Annotated in this window: 4 protein-coding genes; 3 read left to right on the top strand and 1 reads right to left on the bottom strand. The window is 71.9% G+C overall.

Annotation, left to right across the window (positions count from 1 at the left end):
• Positions 1-218: 218 nt before the first annotated feature.
• The 3 genes from ABZ281_RS35985 to ABZ281_RS35975 all read left to right on the top strand — a co-directional run bounded on the left by ABZ281_RS35985 (position 219) and on the right by ABZ281_RS35975 (position 4,271).
• A complete protein-coding gene (locus ABZ281_RS35985; RefSeq protein ID WP_356662267.1) occupies positions 219-1,484 on the top strand; it encodes an MFS transporter in 1,266 nt (421 codons plus the stop codon).
• 74 nt (positions 1,485-1,558) lie between these two features.
• Complete coding sequence (pgi, locus tag ABZ281_RS35980) at positions 1,559-3,208, top strand: glucose-6-phosphate isomerase (RefSeq protein ID WP_356662266.1); 1,650 nt, start codon at positions 1,559-1,561, stop codon at positions 3,206-3,208.
• 124 nt (positions 3,209-3,332) lie between these two features.
• Entirely contained in the window at positions 3,333-4,271 is a 939-nt protein-coding gene (locus ABZ281_RS35975) for a hypothetical protein (protein ID WP_356662265.1), read from the top strand.
• Positions 4,272-4,283: 12 nt separating this feature from the next.
• On the opposite strand, the gene ABZ281_RS35970 is transcribed toward ABZ281_RS35975, so the two are convergent.
• On the bottom strand, positions 4,284-5,428 hold a 1,145-nt coding region (locus ABZ281_RS35970; RefSeq protein WP_356662264.1), incomplete at its 5' end, for an FtsX-like permease family protein.

Here is a 5,428-nt window from a genome sequence, read left to right as displayed (position 1 = left end):
GGTGCGGCGAGAGTGCGTGCCGGGCGTCGTGACGGGGCGAATGCTGCCTGTCGTGGCACTAGAAGTCGAGACCGGCCGGGCACCAACAGGTGCCCGGCCGGAGCTGCTCTCGCGGGCCGCTCGCGGACCGATTGTCAGTGGTGCCCTCTACGGTTTGTGCATCGGACGAACCATGAGGGGGAGCGGTGGCGACGGGCGAGGTGGGTGGGGGTACCTCCCTGCTCGAAGAGCTTGGGGGAGTCCGCGCGCCCGCGTGGCGCGGGGGTTTCGGGCGGCTGTGGAGCGCGGCCGTGCTGTCCGGCTTCGGTGACGCACTGCGGACGGCGGCTCTGCCCCTGCTGGCCGTCACGCTGACCGACGATCCACTGCTCATCGCCTCCGTCACGGCCTGCGGCCATCTGCCCTGGATCGTCTTCGGCCTGCTCGGCGGGGCCGTCGCCGACCGGGTGGACCAGCGGCGGGCCATGTGGACGGTGGACGCGGTGCGCGGGCTGCTGGTCGCCGCCTTCACGGTGGCCGTCGCCCTCGGCCATGCCTCGATCGGCCTGCTGATCGTGCTGGCCTTCGCGCTGACCACCCTCCAGACCCTCTTCGACAACGCCGCAACCGCGCTGCTGCCCGCCCTGGTCGACCGGGACGCGCTCGGCAGCGCCAACGCCCGGCTGCTGACCGGCCAGCGCATCGCGGGCGGTCTGCTGGGCGGACCGGTCGTGCCGCTGCTGCTGGCCGTTGGGGTGGCGGTGCCGTTCGCGGCGGACGCGGTGACCTTCCTGGTGGCCGCCGCGCTCATCGCCACGCTCCCGGCCGCCGAGCCGGATCGTGAGCCGAGGCCGGCGGGCAGCACACTGCGACGGGAGATCGCCGAGGGACTGCGCGTCCTGACCCGCGACAAGGCCCTGCGCGGACTGTGCACCGCCACCGCCCTGTGCAACGTCGGCATGGGTGCCCTCGTCGCCACCCTCGTGATCCTGGTGACCGGCTGGCTCGGCGCGGGCAACGCCGGATACGCGGTGGCGATGACCGCGTACACGGTCGGCAGCCTGGCCGGGGGAGCGGCAGGCGGTCGGCTCGTCGCCCGCTTCGGACGGATGCGCCTGGTGCTCGTCGCCGGGACGGCGCAGACCGCCGCACTCCTCGTCATGGGCTCGGTTCGCAGCATGGTCGCCCTGGTGGCCGCCCTGGCCGTCTTCGGGTTCATGGGGATGGTGTGGAACGTCAACACCACGACGCTGATGCAGCAGCGCAGCCCCGCCGAGCTGCTGGGCCGTGTGAGCTCCGCCTTCCGGACGCTCGCGGTCGCGGGCGCACCCCTGGGCGCGCTGCTGGGCGGAGCCGTCGCCGGCGCCTGGGGGGAGAACACCCCCGCGCTGCTCGCGGCCGCCTTCTTCGTCCTGTCCGTCACCGCGCTGATACCCGCGCGCCGGTCGGACGTACCTGTTGTTGCGCCGGAGGGCGGCGCGACGACAGGCCACGGCAACCGCTGATCAACTAGGTTGGACCGGCAGCGGGGCAGGTACGCAGCAGCACAGGCAGGCAAGGAAGAAGGCTGAAGTCCCAGATGAACGCAGACGGCCGTACCAGGCTCAACCAGACGCCCGAGTGGACGGCACTGGCCAAGCACCGCGAGGAGCTGGGTGAAGTCCGGCTGCGCGAGCTGTTCGCCGCCGACTCCGGCCGCGGCGCCGCGTACACCCTCCGGGTCGGCGACCTGTACGTCGACTACTCCAAGCACCTCGTCACCGACGAGACCCTGCGGCTGCTGCGCGAACTGGCCGCCGCCACCGACGTCTTCGGGCTCCGGGACGCCATGTTCCGCGGCGAGAAGATCAACACCACCGAGGACCGGGCCGTGCTGCACACCGCGCTGCGCGCCCCGCGGGACGCGGTGATCGAGGTCGACGGTGAGAACGTGGTGCCGGATGTGCACGCCGTCCTCGACAAGATGGCCGCCTTCGCGGACCGGGTGCGTTCGGGGGAGTGGACCGGCCACACCGGCAAGCGGATCCGGAACGTCGTCAACGTCGGCATCGGCGGTTCGGACCTCGGCCCGGCGATGGCGTACGAGGTGCTGCGGGCCTTCACCGACCGCTCGCTGACGGTGCGTTTCGTGTCGAACGTGGACGGCGCCGACCTGCACGAGGCGGTCCGGGACCTGGACCCGGCGGAGACTCTGTTCGTCATCGCCTCCAAGACCTTCACCACCATCGAGACGGTCGCCAACGCCACGTCCGCGCGTTCCTGGCTGCTGGATGCCCTCGCCGACGAGACCGCGGTCGCCAAGCACTTCGCCGCGCTGTCGACGAACGCCGAGAACGTCGCCGAGTTCGGCATCGACGTCGATAACATGTTCGAGTTCTGGGACTGGGTCGGCGGCCGCTACTCGTACGACTCCGCGATCGGCCTCGCCCTGATGATCGCGATCGGCCCGGGCCGCTTCCGCGAGATGCTCGACGGTTTCCGCATCGTCGACGAGCACTTCCGGACGGCGCCCGCCGAGTCCAACGTGCCGCTGCTGCTGGGCCTGCTGGGCATCTGGTACGGCAACTTCCACGACGCCCAGTCGCATGCGGTGCTGCCCTACAGCCACTACCTGTCCAAGTTCACCGCCTACCTCCAGCAACTCGACATGGAGTCCAATGGCAAGTACGTCGGCCGGGACGGGCGCGCGGTGGAGTGGCAGACCGGGCCGGTCGTGTGGGGCACGCCGGGCACCAACGGACAGCACGCCTACTACCAGTTGATCCACCAGGGTACGAAGCTCATCCCGGCGGACTTCATCGGCTTCGCGAGGCCGGTCGGCGAGCTGAGCGAGGAGCTGAAGGCGCAGCACGACCTGCTGATGGCGAACTTCTTCGCGCAGACGCAGGCACTCGCGTTCGGCAAGACGCCCGAGGAGGTCCGGGCCGAGGGCGCGCCCGAGGAGCTGGTGCCGCACAAGACGTTTCAGGGCAACCATCCGACGACCACGATCCTCGCGCCGGAGCTGACACCGTCCGTCCTCGGCCAGCTGGTCGCCCTCTACGAGCACAAGGTGTTCGTGCAGGGCGCGGTGTGGAACATCGACTCCTTCGACCAGTGGGGCGTGGAGCTGGGCAAGGTCCTCGCCAAGCGCGTCGAGCCCGCGCTGACCGAGGGAGCCGAGGTCGAGGGCCTGGACGCCTCCACCAGGGCGCTGGTCGCCACGTACCGGGAGCTGCGCGGCCGGTAGTCACGGGCACTGGACGGGGGCGGGCGGCTGTGCGACGTCGGGACGGGAGGCGGGCGGCTGTGCGACGTCCGCTTCCCGTAGACTCCCGGACGATCATCACGGCGAGTGCTCGGGGGAGCGCGAAGTGGCACGCACACGCGGAAGTTGGACCGGTGGCACACTGACGGCCGGGTCCCTGCTCAGACCCCAGGACGTGGCGCGGGTGGTGTTCCACCCCGCCTGGATTCCGCAGCCGCTCGATCCGTCGGTGGAGCGCCTCAAGCGATTCCGCGTCCTGGCCGGGGCGGCCGCGTCCCTCGGGGTCTTCACCTTCATCGAGCGCGGCTTCGACTTCAGGGAACTGCTGGAGAACGCGATGACGGCCTCCGTCGTCCTTCTCTTCCTCACGCCGCTGACGGTCGGGGCGATGCTCTGGGTCTGGCGGCGCGGCGGCACGGTGCGGCAGCTGCGGGTGCCGCTCCTCAACTCCCTCAAGCTGCTCCTGCTGTTCGTCGGCTGTGTCGCGGCGGTGCTGCTGCTCGTGCGGACGACGAACGCGACCGGCAGCGTGGTGATGATCCTGACGGTCGGCCTGACGATGATGTGGATGCTCATCTTCACGGCCTACGGAGCGGTGCGGGTCTCCGGCAACTTCTTCGGCACGGCCGCCGTGCACCGCTGTCTGCCGCCGCTGCTCGCCGTGGTGACCAGCTGGCTGATGGCCATCCCTGACCTCGTCACAGGCGATCTGCACGGGCTCAGCCTCACCCTCGGCATCGTCTTCATCCTGGGCGCGCCGGTGACGGTCACCGGTATCGCGCTGGTGGAGATGGGACGGCTCAAGAGGCGGTACGGGATCCGGCTGAAGGCCCATCCGGCGACCCTGGCACCGGCGCCCGGGCCGGTCCCGTGCCCGGTCCCGCCGATGCCGCCGCCGGGTTCGCCGTACCTGCCGCCGCAGGGGAACCCGTACGGCCAGCCCTACGCGCCGGGCGGGCAGCATCCGTACGCGACGCACCCACAACCGCCGTACAACCCGCACCCGCAACCGCCGTACAACCCGCGAGCCCCCTACGGCGGCTGACCGGCGTCGAGGTCAGGCCACCGCACTCAGCGTGTCCGCGAGGCGCCGGCGGGCCGCCCGGGCCGCGGGGACGGCGGCCAGCGCGGCCGCGCAGAGCACCGCTGCCACCCCGAGCAGCACCATCAAGGCCGCGGAGGGACCCTGCGCGATGCCCGCGCCGATGCCGCTGGACCGGCCCTGGGCGTCGATCAGCCACCGGGCGAGCGGGAGGCCCAGGGCGGTGGCGGCGAGGACGGCCGCCAGAGCCGTGAGGCCGGTGGCCGTGACGGTGATCGCCGTGATCTGCCGGGGGGACAGGCCGATGGCCTTCAGGGCCAGCAGGTCCCGTTCACTCTCGCGGACGGTGCCGCCGATCGCGGTCAGCAGCTCGATGAGCCCGATGAGGGCCAGCACGGCGATCAGCCCCGCGACGACCGCGCGGAGCGGCGAGAGCCCGTCGGCCGGGTTGGTCACCGTGTGCACGTCCAGGTGGCCGCCCCCGGCCTTCGCCAGCCGGTCGGCGACCTCCCGCGGGTCGGCGCCGGGGTCCAGCCGGAGTTCGTAGACGGTCGGGCGGAGATCCGGGTCGTTCTCGCGGAGGGTGTCGAGGGACGTGGAGATGACCCGGCCGGCGTTCTCCGGCTCGATGCTGCGGCCCACGATGTGCAGGATCTGCGGCTGGTCGCCGACGGTCATCCGGACCCAGTCGCCGACGCTCACGTTCAGCAGGTCGAGGAGCCCCTGCCCGGCCACGGCCTCGTCGGCACCGCGGGCGGGGCGGCCCTCGGCGAGGGTGTACGGGTAGGGGTCCTGGTGGGTGCCGAGGCCGCGCAGCGCGATGGTCGCCGTCTGACTCGCACCCAGGGCCGCCGTCTCGACGCCCGGATAGGCGGCGGCGACCTCCGGGTCGCGTTCCAGGACGGAGCGGGTCTGCTGTTCGCTCAGGCCGGAGTCGTCGGCGCGGACACTGAGCGTGGTGGGCAGGCCGATCCGCTCGGGCTCGCTGTGGAAGCGGTCCAGGGTGGTCCAGGCGCTCATCGCCACGACGATCAGCAGCAGCGGCAGCGTGAGGCGCGCGACGGTGGCAAGGGACCGGGGGCGGCGGGTGAACGCCTTGTGCCAGCCCAGCACCAGAGCGAGCGGCATCCGCACGCCGAGCGCCCGGCGCGCCACGCAGG

The organism is Streptomyces sp. NPDC006265 (genome assembly GCF_040613555.1).
In the GTDB taxonomy this organism is placed as follows: domain Bacteria; phylum Actinomycetota; class Actinomycetes; order Streptomycetales; family Streptomycetaceae; genus Streptomyces.
The sequence above is the reverse complement of the archived record's forward strand: the minus strand, read 5'-3'. Positions and strand labels throughout refer to the sequence as shown.